This window comes from Burkholderia sp. Bp9140, from assembly GCF_003853425.1.
Lineage (GTDB): Bacteria > Pseudomonadota > Gammaproteobacteria > Burkholderiales > Burkholderiaceae > Burkholderia.
Window position 1 is genome coordinate 1 of sequence record NZ_QTPQ01000017.1, and the last position, 20,639, is coordinate 20,639.

Annotated in this window: 18 protein-coding genes; 4 read left to right on the plus strand and 14 right to left on the minus strand. The window is 67.0% G+C overall.

Annotation, left to right across the window (positions count from 1 at the left end):
• Positions 1-198 (plus strand): hypothetical protein (locus DIE21_RS37535; protein ID WP_221622389.1); only part of this gene is annotated, 198 nt, incomplete at its 5' end.
• On the opposite strand, the gene phaC is transcribed toward DIE21_RS37535, so the two are convergent.
• The gene (gene phaC, locus DIE21_RS15680; RefSeq protein WP_124498565.1) at positions 177-2,051 is read right to left on the minus strand and encodes a class I poly(R)-hydroxyalkanoic acid synthase; all 1,875 of its coding nucleotides are present in this window, start codon (positions 2,049-2,051) and stop codon (positions 177-179) included. The two genes, DIE21_RS37535 and phaC, sit on opposite strands and share 22 nt — an antisense overlap.
• 21 nt (positions 2,052-2,072) lie before the next feature.
• Here phaC and DIE21_RS15685 point away from each other — a divergent pair, with 21 nt between their 5' ends.
• Complete coding sequence (locus DIE21_RS15685) at positions 2,073-2,300, plus strand: hypothetical protein (protein WP_124498566.1); 228 nt, start codon at positions 2,073-2,075, stop codon at positions 2,298-2,300.
• A gap of 118 nt (positions 2,301-2,418) precedes the next feature.
• Here the strand turns inward: DIE21_RS15685 and pgeF are convergent, their stop codons facing one another.
• Positions 2,419-3,261, minus strand: coding sequence for a peptidoglycan editing factor PgeF (pgeF, locus tag DIE21_RS15690; RefSeq protein ID WP_124498567.1), 843 nt, complete (start codon positions 3,259-3,261; stop codon positions 2,419-2,421).
• Positions 3,262-3,267: 6 nt separating this feature from the next.
• Positions 3,268-4,488 carry an RluA family pseudouridine synthase gene (locus DIE21_RS15695; protein ID WP_124498568.1) on the minus strand — a complete coding sequence of 407 codons (1,221 nt, stop codon included), beginning with the start codon at positions 4,486-4,488 and terminating at the stop codon, positions 3,268-3,270.
• Positions 4,489-4,529: 41 nt separating this feature from the next.
• Here DIE21_RS15695 and DIE21_RS15700 point away from each other — a divergent pair, with 41 nt between their 5' ends.
• Positions 4,530-5,354 carry an outer membrane protein assembly factor BamD gene (locus DIE21_RS15700; RefSeq protein WP_124498569.1) on the plus strand — a complete coding sequence of 275 codons (825 nt, stop codon included), beginning with the start codon at positions 4,530-4,532 and terminating at the stop codon, positions 5,352-5,354.
• Positions 5,355-5,435: 81 nt separating this feature from the next.
• Here DIE21_RS15700 and DIE21_RS15705 read toward each other — a convergent pair whose 3' ends face one another.
• From DIE21_RS15705 to DIE21_RS15715, 3 genes are all read right to left on the minus strand, one after another.
• Positions 5,436-7,679, minus strand: a complete 2,244-nt coding sequence (locus tag DIE21_RS15705; RefSeq protein ID WP_124498570.1) for an ATP-dependent DNA helicase — start codon at positions 7,677-7,679, stop codon at positions 5,436-5,438.
• A 55-nt stretch (positions 7,680-7,734) separates the two neighbouring features.
• Positions 7,735-7,950 carry a YdcH family protein gene (locus tag DIE21_RS15710; RefSeq protein WP_006755091.1) on the minus strand — a complete coding sequence of 72 codons (216 nt, stop codon included), beginning with the start codon at positions 7,948-7,950 and terminating at the stop codon, positions 7,735-7,737.
• 77 nt (positions 7,951-8,027) lie between these two features.
• Positions 8,028-8,777, minus strand: coding sequence for a hypothetical protein (locus tag DIE21_RS15715; protein ID WP_124498571.1), 750 nt, complete (start codon positions 8,775-8,777; stop codon positions 8,028-8,030).
• Between the two features lie 158 nt (positions 8,778-8,935).
• On the opposite strand from DIE21_RS15715, the gene DIE21_RS15720 reads away from it, so the two are divergent.
• The gene (locus tag DIE21_RS15720) at positions 8,936-11,260 is read left to right on the plus strand and encodes a Tex family protein (RefSeq protein WP_124498572.1); all 2,325 of its coding nucleotides are present in this window, start codon (positions 8,936-8,938) and stop codon (positions 11,258-11,260) included.
• A 118-nt stretch (positions 11,261-11,378) separates the two neighbouring features.
• On the opposite strand, the gene DIE21_RS15725 is transcribed toward DIE21_RS15720, so the two are convergent.
• The 8 genes from DIE21_RS15725 to hflX all read right to left on the minus strand — a co-directional run bounded on the left by DIE21_RS15725 (position 11,379) and on the right by hflX (position 20,606).
• Positions 11,379-13,292, minus strand: a complete 1,914-nt coding sequence (locus DIE21_RS15725; protein WP_124498573.1) for a potassium transporter Kup — start codon at positions 13,290-13,292, stop codon at positions 11,379-11,381.
• A 275-nt stretch (positions 13,293-13,567) separates the two neighbouring features.
• Positions 13,568-14,164: a phosphoribosyltransferase gene (locus DIE21_RS15735; protein WP_185640670.1), complete on the minus strand. Its 597-nt coding sequence runs from the start codon at positions 14,162-14,164 to the stop codon at positions 13,568-13,570.
• Positions 14,165-14,172: 8 nt separating this feature from the next.
• Positions 14,173-15,519 (minus strand): adenylosuccinate synthase, encoded by a 1,347-nt coding sequence (locus tag DIE21_RS15740; protein ID WP_044848883.1) that lies wholly within the window; start codon positions 15,517-15,519, stop codon positions 14,173-14,175.
• 113 nt (positions 15,520-15,632) lie between these two features.
• Positions 15,633-16,781 carry an ATP phosphoribosyltransferase regulatory subunit gene (locus tag DIE21_RS15745; RefSeq protein WP_124498575.1) on the minus strand — a complete coding sequence of 383 codons (1,149 nt, stop codon included), beginning with the start codon at positions 16,779-16,781 and terminating at the stop codon, positions 15,633-15,635.
• A gap of 100 nt (positions 16,782-16,881) precedes the next feature.
• A complete protein-coding gene (locus tag DIE21_RS15750) occupies positions 16,882-17,073 on the minus strand; it encodes a DUF2065 domain-containing protein (RefSeq protein WP_009687995.1) in 192 nt (63 codons plus the stop codon).
• A gap of 36 nt (positions 17,074-17,109) precedes the next feature.
• Positions 17,110-18,009, minus strand: a complete 900-nt coding sequence (hflC, locus tag DIE21_RS15755; RefSeq protein ID WP_124498576.1) for a protease modulator HflC — start codon at positions 18,007-18,009, stop codon at positions 17,110-17,112.
• A gap of 15 nt (positions 18,010-18,024) precedes the next feature.
• Positions 18,025-19,383 carry an FtsH protease activity modulator HflK gene (gene hflK / locus DIE21_RS15760; protein WP_124498577.1) on the minus strand — a complete coding sequence of 453 codons (1,359 nt, stop codon included), beginning with the start codon at positions 19,381-19,383 and terminating at the stop codon, positions 18,025-18,027.
• Positions 19,384-19,430: 47 nt separating this feature from the next.
• Entirely contained in the window at positions 19,431-20,606 is a 1,176-nt protein-coding gene (gene hflX / locus DIE21_RS15765) for a GTPase HflX (protein ID WP_185642788.1), read from the minus strand.
• Between the last annotated feature and the right edge of the window lie 33 nt (positions 20,607-20,639).

Here is a 20,639-nt window from a genome sequence, read left to right on the forward strand (position 1 = left end):
GCCGCGACCTTCGCAAGCGAGCCGCCGAATTTGCCGACCGCGGTCCGCGCGGCCGATACGATCACTACGTCCGTCATTTCCGTTTCCTCCGGGCCCGCACGACACGGCGCATCGCTACCGGCCCTGTTAAAAAAACTGCGGTGCATCGGACAGCGTGCGCCGCTGTCCGGTTTTCGTCAATCGCGCTGCAACACGTAGCGGCCCGGCGCCGGCTCGATCACCGGGAACTGCGCGGACCCGGCCTTGGCGGGCGGCGCCCCCTTGCGGCCGCCGTACTGGTCGAGCCACTCGACCCAGGTCGTCCACCAGCTGCCCGGCTGCTCGGTCGCGCCTGCAAACCAGTCGTCCGCGGATTCGGGCAGGTCGCTGTCGTTGACCCAGTAGCTGCGCTTCTTCTTCGCGGGCGGATTGATCACGCCCGCGATGTGGCCCGACGCGCCGAGCACGAACTTCAGCGGGCCCGTCAGGATCGACGTCGACGCATAGGCCGTCTGCCACGGCACGATGTGATCCTCGCGCGAACCGTAGATGAAGGTCGGCACGTCGATGCGCGACAGATCGACGGATTCGCCGCACACGGTCAGCGCGCCCGGCACGCGGAGCTTGTTCTCAAGATAGGTATTGCGCAGGTACCACGCGTACATCGGACCCGGCAGGCTCGTCGAGTCGCTGTTCCAGTACAGCAGGTCGAACGCGGCAGGCGTGCGGCCCTTCAGGTAGTTGTCGACGACGTAGTTCCACACGAGGTCGTTCGGTCGCAGGAACGAGAACGTGTTCGCGAACTCGACGCCGCGCATCAGGCCCGGCGCCGCGCCGTTCTTGCCGCCGATGGTCTGCTCGCGCATCTGCACGTGCGCCTCGTCGACGAACACGTCGAGGATGCCGGTGTCGGTGAAGTCGAGCATCGCAGTCAGCAGCGTCATCGACGCGGCCGGATGCTCGCCGCGCGCGGCGAGCACCGACAGCGCGGTCGCGAGCATCGTGCCGCCGACGCAGAAGCCGAGCGTGTTGATCTGCTCGCGGCCGCTGACCTGCTGCACGGCGTCGATCGCCGCGAGCAGCCCTTCGTTCATGTAGTCGTCCCATGTCTTGTGCGCGACCGACGCATCGGCGTTGCGCCACGACACGAGAAACACCTGATGGCCGTTCGACAGCGCATGCGCGACGAGCGAATTCTCGGGCTGCAGGTCGAGGATGTAGAACTTGTTGATGCACGGCGGCACGATCAGGAGCGGCCGCTCGAACACCTTGTCGGTCTTCGGCGTGTACTGGATCAGCTGGATCAGATCGTTCTCGTAGACGACCGCGCCTTCGGTACACCCGAGGTTCTTGCCGACCACGAACTGCGATTCGTCGGTCTGCGAAATCTTGCCGCGCTGCATATCGCCGAGCAGGTTCATCATCCCCTGCCGCAGGCTTTCGCCCTGCGTCTCGAGGATCGATTTCTGGGCATCGGGATTGAGCGCGAGGAAGTTGCTCGGTGCAGCGGCGGCCGTCCATTGCTGGACGGAGAAACGGATGCGTTCGCGCGTCTTCGGATCCGTCTCGAGCGCGTCGGCCAGCTCCTGCAGGTAGCGCGCGTTGAGCAGATACCACGCAGCCGCGAACGCATGCGCGGGCGATGCCTTCCACGCATCCGCGCTGAAGCGGCGGTCCTTCAGCTCAGGCGACTCGAGCTTCGCGGCAGCGGCCTGCTGCATCAGCGTCATGCAGTCGCGCGCATAGTCGGCCTGCAGCTTCTGGAGCCGTTCGGGCGGGATCGCGGCAACCGGCAGCTTCAGCCCCGCGAATGGCGATGCCAGGCCGCCGAGGCTGCCCAGATCGGGCATCGACGGCATCTGGAACGGAACCGATGTCGGGAACTGGAATGCGGCGAAGGGATTCGCGGTGGTCGCCGCCGTGGCGGCACGCGCGGGATCGGCGAAACCGCGCCAGGCGTTCAGCCATGCCTCGAACATCTGCTGCATCGGCTGGGCAGCCTGGCCGAATCCGGTGCTGCCTGCGGAAGTGCCCGCCTGAGCGGACGTCGACGAATTTTTCGATACTGTCATTACCTGCCTTACCGGTGATTCGTGAGCGTCAATCGTGAAATCCTGCTCGCGCGCGGCGTGCCGGTTGCGAGCCGGGCCGTCATGCTCTGGAGAGGCGTCTCCAGATTCTGCCGCAGTGCGGTATTTTTATCATTATCGTTTTCCCCATGTGAAGCGCTGCGTCAAACCACTGAACATTTCTGCCCGGAGATAATCCTCGCGCAACAGGCGGGACAAGGCTTCCGGCAAAACATAAAACATTTTGATTGACTTGACTTCGCGATTATCCATTCGGTTGTCCATGCAACGCCGCATTGCCGCGTCAATATCGAGATAACCTGATTTCGCAGCGCAACAGACCGCGCGCGCCGACGCGCGCGGTCAGCCATCAATCGGCTAGCCAGATCGCCGCCGCCATGCGGCCGGTCACGCGGTCGCGCCGGTACGAATAGAAGCGCGCGTGTTCGGTGACCGTGCAGGCGGTCCCGCCGCTCACATGTGCCACGCCTGCGCGCGCGAGGCGCAGGCGCGCGAGCGCATAGAGGTCGGCGAGGAACTTGCCGGGCGCGCCGTCCATCGCGACGAACGCCTGCCGCGTCTCATCATGCTCCGACTGCGCAGCCGTGTCGAGAAACGCCTCGCGCACGTCGGCGCCGACTTCGAACGCCCGCGGCCCGATCGCGGGCCCGAGGTACGCATGGAGTTCATCCGTCGCGCCGCCGGCAAGCGCCGCGACACGGGCTGCGGTCTGCTCGACGATGCCGGCCGCGAGCCCGCGCCAGCCTGCGTGCGCGGCGCCCACCGCCCGGCCCTGCGCGTCGCACAGCAGCACCGGCAGGCAATCCGCGACCATCACGACGCAGACCGCGTCCGCACGGTCCGTCACGCTCGCGTCGGCCTGCACGGGCGCCGCCGCGGCACCCGGCGCGGCCTCGATCACCTCGTCCGCGCGCACGATCCGCGCGCCGTGAACCTGCTCGAGCCACGCCGCGCGCGACTGGCCTGCCAGCGCGAGCAAGCGCGCGCGATTCTCGGCGACATGGCCGGGATCGTCACCGGTATGCAGGCCGAGATTCATCCCGCCCGGCAACGCCGCGCCGGCCTGCCAGCGCCCGTACGGGCCTTCGCTCACGCCACCGTCGCGCGTCGTGACCAGCGCGCGCACACGCGGCGACACCTGCCAGTCGGGCTGCACACAGTCCTGCCACGTCAACGGCGCCAGGTTCGTCATCGGCACTCACTCCTCCTCATCGTCGTAATCCTCGTCGTGATCCTCGCCGTGCTCGCGATATTCGCCGGCGAAGTCGTCATCCTCGTAGATGCCGTCTTCATCGTCGAATTCCTCGTCGCCCTGCCCGAAGCCGAGCGCCGCGACGAGCGCGGTCATGTCGTCCGGCAACGGGCAGCGCCACTGCATCGTCTTGCCCGTGACCGGATGCACGAGGCCGAGCCGCCATGCGTGCAGCGCCTGCCGCGCGAACCCGTCCGGCAGCGGCGCGACCGAGCGCTTGCCGCGCGCGCGCCCGTACACCGGGTCGCCGAGCAGCGGATGCCCGACATGCGAGCAGTGCACGCGGATCTGGTGCGTGCGGCCGGTTTCGAGGTCGCACTGGATCGCGGACACCGGCTGACGTTGCCACATGCATGTGTCAACCGTGCGGAAATGCGTGCGCGCGGGCTTGCCCGACGCGCCGGTGACGACGGCCATGCGCGTGCGCTCGCGCGGATCGCGGCCGATCGGCGCGTCGATCGTGCCGTCTTCGGGCATCGTGCCCCAGACGAGCGCGAAATAGCGGCGCTTCACCGTGCGCGCCTGCAGCTGGCGCACGAGGTCGGTCTGCGCGGCAAGCGTGCGCGCGACCACCATCAGGCCGGACGTTTCCTTGTCGAGCCGGTGCACGATCCCGGCACGCGGCAGGCCGGCCGCCGCGTCGCCGTAGCGGTGCAGCAGCCCGTTGAGGATCGTGCCGCTCCAGTTGCCGGCCGCCGGGTGGACGACCACGCCGGCCGGCTTGTTGATGACGACGAGCGCGTCGTCCTCGTAGATCACGTCGAGCGGCACCGGCTCCGGCGTGAACGCCAGCTGCTCCGGCAGCAGGTCGGGCACGAGCTCGATCCTTGCGCCGAGCGGCACCGGCTGGCGGATCTTCGCCGGCGCGCCGTCGACCAGCACGCGCTGCGCCTCGATCCAGCTTTGCAGGCGGCTGCGGGAGAATTCGGGGAACAGCTGGGCAAGCGCCTTGTCGAGGCGTTCGCCCGCGAGCGACAGCGGCACTTCGACGACGCGCGGCGCCTCATCGGCGGCCGCGGACGGCACGACAGGCGGCTGCATCGCGCCTGCAGCCAGATCGTCATCGGGGGAATCCCCCGACGCAGCGTCGGCGAGCCGATCGCTTGGGCTATAATCTTCGCGATTTGACTTGCCCCGCGGGGCATTCTGCGAACTTGAACGGGTCATTTAGACTGGGTCACCGAGACTTGAAGCTAGGACATGCGAGCATGATGAATTCGACCAAACGTACGGCCAAAACCGTCGCCGCCCGAGCTGCGGTGGTAGCGGCCGCGGCCCTCATCGCCGGCTGCCACGGCTTGCCGCAGAAGCAGGACGAGACGGCTACCTGGTCGAACAACAAATTATACTCAGAGGCCCAGGACGCACTGTCCGGCGGCGACTGGGGCAAGTGCGCGAAATATTTCGAATCGCTGCAAGGCCGCGATCCGTTCGGCCATTTCGCGCAACAGGCGCAGATCAACGTCGCGTACTGCAACTGGAAGGACAACGAAGCGGCAGCCGCCGACCAGGCCGTCGACCGCTTCATCCAGCTCCACCCGGATCACCCGGATATCCCGTACGCGTACTACCTGAAGGGGATGATCCACTTCAACGACGATCTCGGCCTGTTCGGGCGCTTCTCCGGCCAGGACATGAGCGAGCGCGATCCGCAGGCACTGCGCGAATCGTACGATGCGTTCAAGGTCGTCGTCGACCGCTTCCCGAAGAGCAAGTACGCGCCGGACGCCGCAGCGCGGATGCGCTACATCGTCAACGCGCTCGCCTCGCACGAAGTGCACGCGGCCGACTACTACTATCGGCGCGGCGCCTATGTCGCGGCAATCAACCGCGCGCAGCTCGCGATCAAGGACTACAAGGGCGCGCCGGCGATCGAGGACGCGCTGCACATCATGATCCTGTCTTACGGCAAGCTGAACCAGCCGCAACTCGCGGAAGACACCAAGCGCGTGCTCGCGGGGACCTTCCCGGACAGCCCGTACATCACCGGCCACTCGCGCCCCGGCACGAAGAAGTCCTGGTGGCAGTTCTGAGCGACGCCTGCTGCACAATAAAAAACCCGGTCATCGAGCCGGGTTTTTTATTGGCGCCGCCCGTAACGGGCGGCGGTGCGTTTACGCGCGTTTTTCCGCGCGATGCTCGTCGAAGAAGTCCCGCACGACCGCGATCTCGCGGGTGCGCTTGAACGGCGGCAGGCTCTGCCAGATGCGGCGACCGTACGGCTTGTCGACGAGCCGCGTGTCGCAGATCATCAGCACGCCGCGATCCGTCTCCGCACGAATCAGGCGGCCCGCGCCCTGCTTCAGCGTGATCACGGCCTGCGGCAGCTGGTGAACCGCGAACGGGCTCAAGCCCTTCCTGGTCAGCGCATCGAGTCGCGCGGCCAGCACCGGATCGTCGGGCGGCGCGAACGGCAGCTTGTCGATCACGACGAGCGACAGCGCGTCGCCGCGCACGTCGACACCTTCCCAGAAGCTCTGGCTGCCGACGAGGATCGCATTGCCGTACGAACGGAAACGATCGAGCAACTCGGTACGGCTGGCATCGCCCTGCACCAGCAGCGGCATGTTCCAGCCGCGCGACTCGATCACGTCGCGCAGCTTCGACGCGATCCGGTCGACCGCGCGCAGCGTCGTGCACAACATGAAGACGCCGCCGCCCGACGCCTCGATCGCCGGCAGCGCGGCGTCGAACACCGCGTCGGTAAACGCCGGCGACGACGGCTGCGGCAGGTTGCGCGGCACGTACAGCAGGCCCTGCGTCTGATAGTCGAACGGGCTCGCGAGCGTCATCGAGCGACGCGAGCTGAGACCCATCTGGGCCGCGTAATGCGTGAAGTCGCCGCGTACCGACAGCGTCGCCGACGTGAAGACCCACGCGCGCGGCACACCCGCGCGCTGCTTCGCGAAAATCGGCGCGACCGACAGCGGCGTCTCGTGCAGCTGCACGGTATGTGCGAACACTTCGACCCAGCGCACCTTCTCGTTCGGGTCGTCGGCAGCCGCCTTGCCGCCGGCTGCCGCGGCATCGGCCTTCTCGGCCACTTGCGCCGCACCGGGCGCGACCCAGCCCGCGAGCAGGTCCTGCAGTTCGCGCGCGCGCCGCAGGCACGCGCCGAGCGATTCCGCCCGCTCGGCCTGGCTCGCGAGCGCCGATGCGAGCGCATCCAGCGCCGCCTCGAGCGCGTCGAGCGCACCGAACATCGGGTGATCGTCGCCCAGTTGCGCAAGCGACATGCGCACGATCTGATCGTTCGCGAACGCGAGGCGCAGGTCGCGCGCCGCACGCTCGAGATCACCGCCGAGCTTCACCCACTCGACCGCATCGCGCGCATGGCTCAGGCCTTCGGCGACCGTGTCGCGCGCGAGTTCGAGGATCTGCGTGGTCGACAGCGTCTCGCCGAAGAACAGCGTGGCCGTCTCCGGCAACTGGTGTGCTTCGTCGAAGACCACCGTGTTCGCGTTCGGCAGCAGTTCGGCCATCCCGGTGTCGCGCAGCATGATGTCCGCGAAGAACAGGTGATGGTTGACGACGACGATGTCGGCCTGCTGTGCCTCGCGCCGCGCCTGCATCACGAAGCATTCCTTGTAATGCGGGCACTCCTGGCCGAGGCAGTTGTCGCGCGTCGACGTGACCATCGACCACACCGGCGCCGTCTCCGGCACGCTCGCGAGCTCGGCCTTGTCGCCGCTCTTCGTGATCTTCGCGAACCGGACGATTTCCTGCAGGTATGCGGTGTCCTGTCGCGACGGCAGGCGGCCGTTGTCGGCCGTGCGCTGCAGGTAGTAATGGCACAGATAGTTCGAGCGGCCCTTGAGCATCGCGACCGTCACCGGCACCGCGAGCGCGTTGCGCACGGTCGGGATGTCGCGCTGGAACAGCTGGTCCTGCAGGTGCTTCGTGCCGGTCGACACGATCACCTTGCCGCCCCACAGCATCGCGGGCACCAGGTACGCATAGGTCTTGCCGGTGCCGGTGCCGGCCTCGACGATCAGCGTGTTGTCGCCGGCGTCGCTGTCGGTATCGGCCGCCGCGCCGTCCGCGGCGGACTCGGCCGCCTTGTCGCCTTCGCCCAGACGGCGCGCCGGCCGCTTGCGGGTTTCGAAGATTTCCGGCTCGGGCATCCGGCGCGCGGACGCCTCCATCGCCGACGCGACCGCGCGCGCCATCTCGATCTGCGACTGACGCGGGTGATAGCCGTCGAGCGCGCGCGCAAGCAGCCCGCCTTCACCGAAGATCGTGTCGAGTTCGTCGACGCGCTTGCGGCTCAGCTCGAAGGTGCCTTCGGGCGCACGAACGCGCCCGGCGGACGACGCGTCACGCCGGGCATCGGGATTGGCTTCAAGCGGTGAATTCAAGGCAAGCGTTCCTGTGTCCAGCGCCCGAGCGGCGCCGGCGCTTGCCAGGCCGCGCTCAGGCGCGCTTATCCGGTTCCAGCTGCGATTGCAGCAAAATGATTTTGTCCTTGGCCGCCAGCTTTTCCTTCTTCAGCCGGTGCAGCGTGATGTCGTCGATGTCGGAGTGTCCTTCCTTCAGCTCGATCTCCCGAGCGAGCTGCTGGTGCTGCTCCTGCAATGCGGCCAAACGGTTGTGCAATTCCTGCTGCTGTTCCGTGGGACGGTTTTGCATATGCGCCTCCTCATCGAAGCAGCGCGCCGACTGGCGTGCCGGCACGCACGAGACTGACTCCGGATCAATCCAACACGTTACTGCCCCTGCTGCTTCTGCTGCTTGGCCTTCTCGGCCGCTTCCTGCTGACGCCGCTCGACATCGGCCTTGTGCTGGGCGGCTTCCTTCTGCTTCTGCTCGTAGCGCGCGGCGTTGTCCGAGCGCTCCTGCGCCTTCTGCGCGGCCTGCTGGTGCGCCTGGTCGAGCTTGCGCTGGAAGTCTGCCTGCTTCTGGCCGTATGCCTGCTTGTTCGCGGCACGCTGCGGCCCTTCCGCGCCGCGCTGCGCTTGCTTCAGTGCATTCTGCTCCTGCTTGTCGCGGAACGCAGCCGCGTTCGCCGCGTCGTTCGCCGCGCGCTGCGGCGCTTCCGCCGCATTCTGCGCCTGCTTCAGCGCCTGCTGCTGGTCGCGCTGCTGCGCCCGCACCGCGCGCTGTTCGTCGTCGAGCGCGAGCTGCTCCTGACGGATGCTTGCCCGCTCCTCGCGCATCCGGTCGCGCGCCTTGCCGAGACAGTGATTGACGAAGAACTTGCTGTAGCAATCGTGCTCCGCCACGGCATAACGATAATCGTTTTCCGCGGAACGTTGATTGAGCACTTTTTGACGGGCGTCAAAATCCTGCGTGACGGAGGCCGCGACGGGCACGGCGGCGGCATCCGGCGCGGCTGCGCCCGATGCCTGTGCGTACGCGGCGGTGGACCCGGCGGACAAAGCCGCGACAAGCGCTACGCCGAGCGCGACGAGAGAAATGCGGGAAGTTGGCAACGTCGTAGGAAAGCTGCGGGACATGTGTCAAATTCTATCACCCCCGGCTGGACGCTCCGCCATTTATGGCAAAATGCCCCGCTTCACTCACCCGCGGCATCTGGTCCGGCGGGCCCGTCTCGCAGCCCGCCGCGCGGTCTGCCGGCCCGCGCCGCGATTTCAGCAGGCAGATCATCCACGACATGACGGAAACCGTAGCACTCAAGATCGTACAGCGCATCGCCACCGAACTGTCCGTCCAGCCGCGCCAGGTCGCGGCGGCAGTGCAACTCCTCGACGAAGGCTCGACCGTTCCGTTCATTGCCCGGTACCGCAAGGAAGTGACCGGCAACCTGGACGACACGCAGCTGCGCCAGCTCGAGGAACGCCTCCTGTATCTGCGCGAACTCGAGGATCGACGCGCGGCGATCCTGTCGAGCATCGACGAACAGGGCAAGCTGACCGACGAACTGTGCGCCGCGATCGACGCGGCCGACAGCAAGCAGGTGCTCGAAGACCTTTATCTGCCGTACAAGCCGAAGCGCCGCACGCGCGCGCAGATCGCCCGCGAAGCCGGCCTCGAGCCGCTCGCGCAGGCGCTGCTCGCGAATCCGCTGCTCGACCCGCAGACGGAAGCCGCCGCGTACGTCGATGCCGACAAGGGCGTCGCCGACGTGAAGGCTGCGCTCGACGGCGCCCGCGACATCCTGTCCGAACAGTTCGGCGAAACGGCCGAACTGCTCGGCAAGCTGCGCGACTACCTGCACAGCCAGGGCGTCGTGTCGTCGGCCGTCGTCGAAGGCAAGGAAAACGAGGAAGGCGAGAAGTTCCGCGACTACTACGACTACGCGGAGACGATCCGGACCGTGCCGTCGCACCGCGCGCTCGCGCTGTTCCGCGGCCGCAACGCCGGTGTGCTGACCGTCAAGCTCGGCCTCGGCGAGGAACTCGACGCGCAGGTCCCGCATCCCGGCGAAGCGATGATCGCGCGCCATTTCGGGATCGCGAACCAGAGCCGCCCGGCCGACAAGTGGCTGTCCGACGTGTGCCGCTGGTGCTGGCGCGTGAAGGTGCAGCCGCACATCGAGAACGAACTGCTCACGCAGCTGCGCGAAACGGCGGAAGCCGAAGCGATCCGCGTGTTCGCGCGCAACCTGAAGGACCTGCTGCTGGCCGCGCCGGCCGGCCCGAAGGCCGTGATCGGTCTCGACCCCGGCCTGCGCACGGGCGTGAAGGTCGCCGTGGTCGACCGCACCGGCAAGCTGCTCGCGACCGACACGATCTACCCGCACGAGCCGCGCCGCGACTGGGACGGCTCGCTCGCGAAGCTCGCGCGCATCGCCGCGCAGACGCAGGCCGAGCTGATCAGCATCGGCAACGGCACCGCGTCCCGTGAAACCGACAAGCTCGCGAGCGAGCTGATCTCGAAGCATCCCGAACTGCGGCTGCAGAAGATCGTCGTGTCGGAAGCCGGCGCGTCGGTCTACTCGGCGTCCGAGCTGGCCGCGAAGGAATTCCCAGAACTCGACGTGTCGCTGCGCGGCGCCGTGTCGATCGCCCGCCGCCTGCAGGACCCGCTCGCCGAGCTCGTGAAGATCGAGCCGAAGGCGATCGGCGTCGGCCAGTACCAGCACGACGTGAACCAGCGCGAACTCGCCCGCTCGCTCGACGCGGTCGTCGAGGATTGCGTGAACGCGGTCGGCGTCGACGCGAATACCGCGTCGGTCGCGCTGCTCGCGCGCGTGTCGGGCCTGAATGCCACGCTCGCGCGCAACATCGTCGACTACCGCGACGCGAACGGGCCGTTCCCGTCGCGCGCCCAACTGCGCAAGGTGCCGCGCCTCGGCGACAAGACCTTCGAACAGGCCGCCGGCTTCCTGCGCATCAACGGCGGCGAAAATCCGCTCGACCGCTCGTCGGTCCACCCGGAAGCCTACCCGGTCGTCGAACGGATCCTCGCGAAGATCAGCAAGCGGATCGACGACGTGCTCGGCAGCCGCGACGCGCTGTCCGGCCTGTCGCCGGCGGAATTTGTTGACGAACGTTTCGGCCTGCCGACCGTGCGCGACATCCTGTCCGAACTCGAAAAACCGGGTCGCGACCCGCGCCCCGAGTTCAAGACCGCCACGTTCCGCGACGGCGTCGAGAAGGTGTCCGACCTGATGCCGGGCATGCTGCTCGAAGGGGTCGTGACGAACGTCGCGGCATTCGGCGCGTTCGTGGATGTCGGTGTGCACCAGGACGGCCTCGTCCACGTGTCCGCGATGTCGACGAAGTTCATCAAGGATCCGCACGAAGTCGTGAAGGCCGGCCAGGTCGTCAAGGTCAAGGTGATCGACGTCGACGTGAAGCGCCAGCGCATTTCGCTGACGATGCGCCTCGACGACGAAGCGGCCGCGCCCGGCATGGCGCCGCGCGGCGGCCAGGATCGCGGCAATGCCGGCCGCGGCGCGGCCCGCCCGCAGCGTTCGCGCGAGCCGGAACCGGCCGGCGCGATGGCTGCGGCGTTCGCGAAGCTGAAGCGCTGAGCACGCGAAGACTGTCGACGAACGTCAAAAAGCCCGCCGAAAGTGCGGGCTTTTTCATGGCTTCGGCGAACGCGCTGCCGAATGGGCATGGGCCGCATCCGCGGCCCGCGCGCGCCGGTCAGATCTCGATCTTGGTGCCGAGTTCGACGACGCGGTTCGCCGGGATCGAGAAGAAGTCGGTCGGCTTCGCCGCGTTCTGATGCATCCACGCGAACACGCGTTCGCGCCAGATCGACATGCCGGGCAGATGCGTCGGCACGACCGTTTCGCGCGCGAGGAAGAACGACGTGTCCATCAACTCGAACGTCATGTCGTGCGTACGGCCGAATTCCTCGAGCACGGCCTTCACGTCCGGCGTCTCGTTGAAGCCGTACTCGGCCTTGACGATGTACAGTCCGCCGCCCGCATCGCGCGCACTCAGGCGCTTGTCGTCGCGCACGTACGGAATGTCGCGCGTGACGAACGTCAGGAACAGGGTCCGCTCGTGCAGCACCTTGTTGTGCTTCAGGTTGTGCAGCAGGCTGACGGGCACGAGCTTGTCGTTGCCGGTCAGGTAGATCGCGGTGCCCGACACGCGGTGCGGCGGATGCGCGAGCAGCCCCTGCAGGAATGGCTCGAGCGGGATACCGTCGGCGGCCGTGCGTTCCTTGACGATGTGGCGGCCCTTGTACCAGGTCATCAGCAGGAAGAACAGCAGCGCGCCGATCCCGAGCGGCAGCCAGCCGCCCTGCGCGACCTTCAGCAGGTTCGCGCCGAAGAAGCCGAGGTCGATCGCGAGGAACACCGCGATGATCGCACCAACCAGCAGCCGGTTCCAGTTCCACACCTTCACCATCACGACCGCCGCGAGCACGGTCGTGATCACCATCGTCGCCGTCACCGCGATGCCGTACGCGGCCGCGAGGTTGTCGGAGCTCTTGAAGCCGATCACGATGCAAAGGATCACGAACAGCAGCAGCCAGTTCACGACCGGCACGTAGATCTGGCCGATCGCCAGTTCGGATGTGTGCAGCACCTTCATGCGCGGCACGTAGCCGAGCTGGATCGCCTGCGACGTCAGCGAATACGCGCCCGAGATCACGGCCTGCGAAGCGATCACGGTCGCGACCGTCGACAGCACGACGAGCGGCAGCAGCCCCCAGTCCGGTGCGAGCAGGAAGAACGGGTTTTCGATCGCCTTCGGGTTCTGGATCAGCAGCGCGCCCTGGCCGAAGTAGTTCAGCACGAGCGACGGCATCACGAGCCCGTACGCGGCGAAGCGGATCGGCTTCGCACCGAAGTGCCCCATGTCCGCATAGAGCGCCTCCGCGCCGGTCAGCACCAGCACGACAGAGCCGAGCACGACATACGCCTGCAGCAGGTGATCTGCCATGAACGACGCCGCGTAGTACGGATTGATTGCCGCGATGATGCCCGGCACACGCATGATGTGGTACACGCCGAGTGCCGCGATCACGATGAACCACAGCACCATGATCGGACCGAACAGCTTGCCGACCGTCGCGGTGCCGTGGCGCTGGATCCAGAACAGCGCGATCAGGATCACGATCGTGATCGGCAGCACGAGATGGGACAGGTGCGGCGTCGCGATCTCGAGACCTTCGACCGCCGACATCACCGAGATCGCCGGCGTGATCACCGCGTCGCCGTAGAACATGCAGGCGCCGAAGATGCCGAGCGCCATCAGCGCGCCCGTCACGCGGGATTTCGAGTTGAGCGGCCGCAGCGACAGCGCCATCAGGGCAAGCACACCGCCCTCGCCGTTGTTGTCCGCCCGCATCACGAACAGCAGGTACTTGACGCCGACCACCAGGATGATCGCCCAGAACAGCAGCGAGATCACGCCGAGAATCGAGCTTTCGGTCAGCGGAATGCCGTGGGCGGGGCTGAACGCCTCTTTCAGCGCGTAAAGCGGGCTCGTGCCGATGTCGCCGAATACGACGCCGATGGCCGCTATCGCGAGCGCCTGCATCGAATGTTGGTGCGTCGAATGCGCGTGGGCTGCGTCGGTCGCCTGGGTCGTGTCGTTCATATGAAACGTAATAATCGGGTCCGGAGTCGGACAAAACGAGCGCTATTCTACTCGCGCCCCCCTGAAACACCGTCCTGCCCTGTTGCCCTGAAGCCACGTGATCCACGCCGCGCATGCAATCCTGCGCAAGCTGTGGCAGGGCTGCCATCATAGCCGGGGCCACGCCGTCTGCCTACCGTGCATGCCGGCCGCCGTGCCCGCCGGTCCGCCGCACCCCAAAAAAAACGGCGCCGCGAGCGGCGCCGTACAAGGCTTTCCATCGATCGGCCGGCCGCTTACGCGCCCGAACCGTCGCGCTGCGCGCGACCGCGCTTGATCCAGGCCGCGAGATTGTGCGGACGAACGGTGTCCCACTCTTCGAACGGCTGATGAATCCACGGATTCGTCGGCAGATACTGCGTGTGGTAGTCGGGCTTGACCTTCGAGCACCCCTTGTACCAGAGCACTGCCGAACGCACTGCCGTAACGGACGGATAGCGCTCCTTCAGGTGCTCCTGCACGCGCGCGAGCGTAACGCCCGAATCGACGAGATCGTCGACCAGCAGCACGTTGCCCGCGAGGTGGCCGCGCGTCATCGTGATGTACTGCGCGATGTCGAGCGCGCCCTGCTCGGTGCCGGCCGCTTCGCGGTACGAGCTCGTCGCAAGGATCGCGAGCGGCACGTCATAGATGCGCGACAGCTGGTCGCCGACGCGCAGACCGCCGCGCGCGAGGCACAGGATCTGGTCGAACTTCCAGCCCGATTCATGCACCTGGAGCGCGAGCAGCTCGATCAGACGATGGTATTCGTCCCAGCCTACCCACAGGTTCTTGTCGTCGTTGCGCGGATCGGTCATCAAGTCTGCCGCCGTCATCGTGATTTGCTGCGTCATGCTGACAATTACACCTTGAACGGATGGCGGAGCAGGATCGTTTCGTCGCGATCCGGACCCGTCGAAACCATGTCGACCGGCACGCCGGCCACTTCCTGGACACGGGTCAGGTATGCCTGTGCATTCGCCGGCAACGCGTCCCACGTCTTGATGCCGACGGTGCTTTCCTTCCAGCCGGCGAAGGTTTCGTACACGGGCTCGCAACGCGCAACGTCGGCCGCGCCGCGCGGCAGGATGTCCACGTCCTTGCCGTCGATCTTGTAGCCGACGCACAGCTTGACTTCGTCGAGGCCGTCAAGCACGTCGAGCTTCGTCATGCACAGGCCCGACACGCCGTTGATCTGGATCGAGCGGCGCAGTGCCGCTGCGTCGAGCCAGCCGGTGCGGCGCGGACGGCCGGTGACCGAGCCGAATTCCTTGCCGACGTTCGCCAGCGTGACGCCGACCTGGTCCTGGCGCTGCGGGTTGTCCGCGTCATACAGCTCGCTCGGGAACGGGCCCGAGCCGACGCGCGTGCAGTACGCCTTCGTGATGCCGAGAATGTAGTTCAGCTTCTGCGGACCGACGCCGGCGCCGGCCGATGCCGCGCCCGCGACGCAGTTGCTCGACGTGACGAACGGATAGGTGCCGTGGTCGATGTCGAGCAGCGTGCCTTGCGCGCCCTCGAACAGCAGGTTCTGGCCGGCGTTGTTCGCGTCGTACAGGCGGCGCGACACGTCGGCCACCATCGGCTTCAGGCGATCGGCATAGCCAAGCATCGTGTCGAGCGTGGCCTGGAAATCGACGGCCGCGCCACCCAGGTACTGGGTCAGCACGAAGTTGTGGAAATCGAGGTTTTCGCGCAGGCGGTCGGCGAAGGTCTTCGCGTCGAACAGGTCCTGCACGCGCAGCGCGCGGCGGCCGACCTTGTCTTCGTACGCGGGGCCGATGCCGCGGCCGGTCGTACCGATCTTGCCCGCGCCCTTGCGCGCTTCGCGCGCCTGGTCGATCGCGATGTGGTACGGCAGGATCAGCGTCGTGGCTTCGGAAATGAACAGGCGATCGCGCACGTTCACGCCGGCCTCTTCCAGCTCGCCGATTTCCTTGAACAGTGCCTCGGGGGACAGGACGACGCCGTTGCCGATGTAGCAGGCGACGCCTTCACGCATGATGCCCGACGGAATGAGGCGCAAGATGGTTTTCTTGCCGCCGATGATGAGGGTGTGGCCGGCGTTGTGACCGCCCTGGAAACGCACGACGCCCTGAGCGTGGTCCGTCAGCCAGTCGACGATCTTGCCCTTGCCTTCATCACCCCATTGCGTTCCCACGACGACGACATTGCGCCCGGGAGTCACGTTCACTGCGCTGGCAGACATGTTGATTCGTTAGCTGGTTAAAAACGTATTCTACCTAGGTTCGCGGGCGATTCCGAATTTTTCCGTTTCGCTTCAACGATATGCACGCCGAACGACGGCCCGCGAACGCCTGTTTATCGGGGTTCGACCACCCATGCGCCGTTACGCTCGACGAGCGAACGGTCGCAGGCGAATTCGTCGAGCACGTGGTCGTGCCCCGGCAATGCCTGGATCACGACCTCGCCCGCATCGCGCAGCGCCGCAACGGCCGCGCTCAGCGCGTCGTCCTGCGCCCACGGTGCGAGAATCGCGGCGCCGCGCGCCTCGATCGGCGAAATCCGCGCGAGCTCGCGCAGGTCGAGCGAGAAGCCCGTCGCCGGGCGGGCGCGACCGTAGGCCTGGCCTACGTGGTCGTAACGGCCGCCGCGCGCGATCGCGTTCGGCACGCCGTCGATGTACGCCGTGAACATCGCGCCGCTGTGGTACGCATAGCCGCGCAGGTCGGCGAGATCGATCGCCACCTCGACGCCCTTCGCCTGAGACGCGAGCTGCGCGAGATCGTCGAGCGCGCGCGTGATCTCGGGCAGCACCGGCAGGCGTGCGCGCGCCTCGTCGAGCACGCTCGCGTCGCCGTACAGATGCGGCAGCGCACGCAGCGCCGCGCGCGTGTCGGCGCCGAGATCGTCGGTGAGTTCGTTCAGCAGCGGCACGTCCTTGCCCGACAGCGCGTCGTACAGCGCCTCGCCGCGCTCGGCGGCCTGCGCGTCGCGCGCGAGCAGCGCCGCGAGCACGCCCGCGTGGCACAGGTCCAGACGGATTCGCGACAGCCCCGCGAGGTGCAGCGCGTCGAGCATCAGCTGCTGGATCTCGAGGTCGGCTTCCAGCCCGGCGTGCCCGTAGATTTCGGCGCCGATCTGGATCTGTTCGCGCGTCGCGTGCAGGCCGCGCGGACGCGTGTGCATCACATGGCCCGCATAGCAGAGGCGCGTGACGCCCTGGCGGTTCAGCAGGTGCGCGTCGATCCGTGCGACCTGCGGCGTGATGTCCGCGCGCAGGCCGAGCGTGCGGCCCGACAGCTGGTCGACCAGCTTGAAGGTGCGCAGGCGCAGATCGGTGCCGCCGCTCGTCAGCAGCGACTCGAGATATTCGAGCAGCGGCGGCATCACCATTTCGTAGCCGTACGAACGGAAGCGGTCGAGCAGCCTGCGGCGCAGCTCCTCGATCTTGCGCGCTTCCGACGGCAGTACGTCGGCGATATTCTCGGGAAGTAACCAGGTCGACATCGGTACGGTCCTACGACGGGAAACAGGGCGCGACGCGCGCGCCGCGAGATGAATCGGAAATCGGAATCGGGCGGAACGAACGGCGGGTGTGCCGTCCTGATCAGGTCGCGAGCAGCAGCAGGACGAGCCCGAGCGCCATCACGATGAGCCCGCCGATCCGGATATGATGCGGCGGCCGCTCCGCTATTCTACGAAACGTGTCGCGCCAGGCGACGGGAAACACGAAGGGGAACGCCCCCTCGATGATCAGCATCAGTGCTACTGCAAGCAACAACGAGCCAGCCAGATCCATGCGAGCGACGGCGCCGCTCGACGCGGCGCCCCAAGGTCAGTGTTTGCGGGGAGCGGGTGCCGCCGGTGCGGCACCGCCCGTCGGGCTGCGCATGAAACGGAAAAACTCGCTGTCGGGATCGACGACGATGATGTCGTTGCGCTTGAAGGTATTCCGGTAAGCCTGCAGGCTCGCGTAGAACTGGTAGAACTGAGGATCGCGGCCGAACGCGTCGGCGGCGATCGACGCGGCCTTCGCGTCGCCCTCGCCCTTGATCGTCTGCGCGGACTTGTACGCATTCGCGAGCACCGCCTGCTGTTCGCGTTCCGCATCGGCCTTGATCTGCTCGACATCGGCGGCGCCATCCGCGCGCACCTGTGCGGCCTGGTCGCGCAGCGCGGCAATCATCCGCTGATAAACGGCGTCCGTCTGCGCAGCCGGCAGGTCGACGCGCGTCAACTGCACATCGACCACGTCGACGCCGAAGCTGGATGCCTTCGCACGGGCCGCATCGCGCGCCGCATCGGCTATGTCGCGCTGCCCGCCGAGCGCGTCGTCCAGCGCGCGCTTGCCGAACGCCTCGCCGAGCGCGCTCTTCAGCGCGCCGGCCAGACGCTCGGCAGCGGCCGCCGGGTCGCCGCTCGTTGCCGTGAAGTACTTCATCGGATCGCTGATACGGTACTTGACCGCATACGCGACGAGCAGGTCGTGCTTGTCTTCGGTCGCCAGTTGCAGCGGATCCGGCGCTTCCAGCGATTGCAGGCGCGTGTCGATCAGCGTCGCCGTCTGGAGCGGCGGCGGCAACTTGAAATGGATACCGGGGCCCGCGAGTTCGGGCTGTGCGCCGTCGCGGCCCGACAGCACGGCCGTATGGCGCGGATCGACGGTCAGGACGGTCGACGATGCCGCGAAGGCAACGATCACGATTGCGACGACGAGCGCAATGATTCGGTTCATGTTCTGCGCTCCCCGTTACTTCGTATCGTCTTCGCGCGAGCGGCTGCGGAACGCTTCGCGCGACCGCAGCACGTCGCTGCCCGGTGCGGGCGCCGCCGCGGCCGAAGCCGCGCTCGCCGGTGCACTCGCCGCGGCTGCGACAGGGGCCGACGCCGCGTCGGACGCGGATGCGCCGGCGGGCGTCGCGGCATTCGTGCCATTCACGGCGCCTTGTCGCCCCTGCTCGACGAGCTTGTCGAGCGGCAGGTACACGACGCTGTTGCCGCCCTTGTTGCCGACGAACACCTTCGTCGCGTTCGAATAGATTTCCTGCATCGTCTCGAGGTACATCCGCTCGCGGATCACCGCGGGCGCCTTCGAATACTGCGCATAGACCTGCTTGAACCGGTCGGCGTCGCCCTCGGCCTCCGTGACCACGCGATCGGCATACGCCTTCGCTTCGTCGACGAGTTTCGCGGCATCGCCCTGCGCCTTCGGCAGCAGGTTGTTCGCATAGGCCTGCGCGGCACGCTTGGTGGCCTCGCGGTCGTCGCGCGCCTTCGCGACTTCGGCGTACGCGGCCTGCGTCTGCTCGGGCGCGGCGACGCTCTGCATCGTCACGGCCGTGACCTCGAGCCCCGACTGGTAACGGTCGAGATCGCGCTGGATCGCGGCGGACAACTGCCCGCGCAGCGCGTCGCGGTCCTGGTTCAGCATGTCGGCCGCGCTGCGCGTGCCGACGATCGCACGCACCGCGGCCTGGGCGGCCTGCGACACGCTGCGCTCGGGATCGACGCTGCGGAACAGGTAATCGGTCGCCGAACGAATCCGGTACTGGACGACGAAACGCACGTCGACGATGTCGGCATCGCGCGTCAGCATCGCCGCTTCCTTCACGTTCGCGAGACGCACGACGTTGTTGCGGCCGATCTCGATCGAACGGACCTGCGACGTGTCGACGATCTCGTGCGACGCGAACGGATAGGGCGCACGCCAGTGCACACCCTGCCCGACCGTGCCGGACAGCTTGCCGAACTGCAGCACGACGCCCGTCTGGCCGTCCTGCACGACGAACAACCCGCTGCCCGCGTAGACCGCGACCAGCACGCCGATCACGATGCCGACGCCGACGCGCGCGGCCCGGCCGTTGTCGGGCCGGAAGCCGTTGCCGCCCTTGCCGCCGAACAGGCCGCTCAGACGCCGGTTGAAGTTGCGCCACATCTCGTCGAGATCGGGCGGACCGTCACCGTCGCCACCGGGCGGACGCTTCGATTCATTCGCACGCGGACGGGATCCGTCGTTGCCCTTGCCTTCGCCGCGTCCCCAGCGGGGATCGTTGATCGACAGCAAGGCGCGCATCCGCCGCCAGGTACTCCGCTCGTTGTATTCGTTCACCAGAGTTTGTTCACCAGATTAGACGCCGGCGAACCGGCCGGGACCGGTTAGCGCCCGTGTTCGGAAATCGTGTGGTCTTCGCGTGGTTCAGCGGGTGCGCCGTCGAGCGCGCCGTTGGGTAACGTCGCGCCGGAAAGATGTTCCGCGGAGGCGATCTCGGCGATGGCGGCACGCAACGCGTCAAGACCCTGACCGGTGCGCGCGCTCAAAAAGACGCGCGAAATATTACCATACTCGTCCCGCTCGACCGCATCGCCGCGGGCCGCCAGCTCCGGCACGGCGTCGATCTTGTTGAAGACCAGCACCTGCCGGATCGTGTCCGCGCCGATCTCGTGCAGCACACCGTTCACCTGCTCGATCTGTTCGAGCCGCACCGCGCTCGACGCGTCGACCACGTGCAGCAGCAGATCCGCATGAATCGTTTCCTCGAGGGTCGCGCGAAACGCGGCAACCAGCTGGTGAGGCAGTTCGCGGATGAACCCGACCGTATCGGACACGACGATCTGGCCGGCCTCGTCGCCGAGGTACACGCGCCGCGACGTCGTATCGAGCGTCGCGAACAGCTGGTCGGCCGCATAGGCCTGCGCTTTCGTCAGCGCGTTGAACAGCGTCGACTTGCCCGCGTTCGTATAGCCGACGAGCGACACCGACATCGTGCCGCTGCGCGCGCGCTGGCGACGCTGCGTGCTGTGCTGCCGGCGCAGCCGGTCGAGCCGCGACTTCAGCATCTTGATGCGCTCGCCGATCAGCCGGCGGTCGGTTTCGAGCTGGGTTTCGCCAGGGCCGCGCAGGCCGATACCACCCTTTTGCCGCTCCAGGTGGGTCCACGCGCGAATCAGGCGGGTCGACAGGTATTGCAGCTGCGCAAGCTCGACCTGCAGCTTGCCTTCATGGCTGCGGGCGCGCTGCGCAAAGATGTCGAGGATGAGGCTCGTGCGATCGACCACCCGCCTGTTAAGCGCTTGCTCCAGATTGCGTTGCTGGGCCGGTGCCAGTGCGTGGTTGAAGATGACGATTTCGACGTCGTGTGCGTCGCAGGCAAGCCGCAGTTCTTCGGCTTTGCCGCTGCCGATGAACATCTTGGCATCGGGACTGGCGCGACGACCGGTGAGGGTGACGGCGGGACGGGCCCCCGCACTGGAGGCGAGAAGACTGAGTTCTTCCAGACTGGCTTCGAAATCGGTCTTGCCGAAGTCGATGCCGACGAGCGCTGCGTTGATCAAATTATCGGATGTCAAGATAAGGCGGCTGGCATC

Bases quoted from the DNA above. Each gene is read 5' to 3' on its own strand.
- DIE21_RS15710 (WP_006755091.1), bottom strand. From the start codon at position 7,950: ATGCAAAACCGTCCCACGGAACAGCAGCAGGAATTGCACAACCGTTTG.
- DIE21_RS15725 (WP_124498573.1), bottom strand. From the start codon at position 13,292: ATGAACGACACGACCCAGGCGACCGACGCAGCCCACGCGCATTCGACG.
- DIE21_RS15735 (WP_185640670.1), bottom strand. From the start codon at position 14,164: ATGACGCAGCAAATCACGATGACGGCGGCAGACTTGATGACCGATCCG.
- phaC (WP_124498565.1), bottom strand. From the start codon at position 2,051: ATGACAGTATCGAAAAATTCGTCGACGTCCGCTCAGGCGGGCACTTCC.
- hflC (WP_124498576.1), bottom strand. From the start codon at position 18,009: ATGAACCGAATCATTGCGCTCGTCGTCGCAATCGTGATCGTTGCCTTC.
- DIE21_RS15715 (WP_124498571.1), bottom strand. From the start codon at position 8,777: ATGTCCCGCAGCTTTCCTACGACGTTGCCAACTTCCCGCATTTCTCTC.
- DIE21_RS15700 (WP_124498569.1), top strand. From the start codon at position 4,530: ATGATGAATTCGACCAAACGTACGGCCAAAACCGTCGCCGCCCGAGCT.
- DIE21_RS15695 (WP_124498568.1), bottom strand. From the start codon at position 4,488: ATGACCCGTTCAAGTTCGCAGAATGCCCCGCGGGGCAAGTCAAATCGC.
- DIE21_RS15750 (WP_009687995.1), bottom strand. From the start codon at position 17,073: ATGGATCTGGCTGGCTCGTTGTTGCTTGCAGTAGCACTGATGCTGATC.
- DIE21_RS15740 (WP_044848883.1), bottom strand. From the start codon at position 15,519: ATGTCTGCCAGCGCAGTGAACGTGACTCCCGGGCGCAATGTCGTCGTC.
- pgeF (WP_124498567.1), bottom strand. From the start codon at position 3,261: ATGACGAACCTGGCGCCGTTGACGTGGCAGGACTGTGTGCAGCCCGAC.
- DIE21_RS15720 (WP_124498572.1), top strand. From the start codon at position 8,936: ATGACGGAAACCGTAGCACTCAAGATCGTACAGCGCATCGCCACCGAA.
- DIE21_RS15745 (WP_124498575.1), bottom strand. From the start codon at position 16,781: ATGTCGACCTGGTTACTTCCCGAGAATATCGCCGACGTACTGCCGTCG.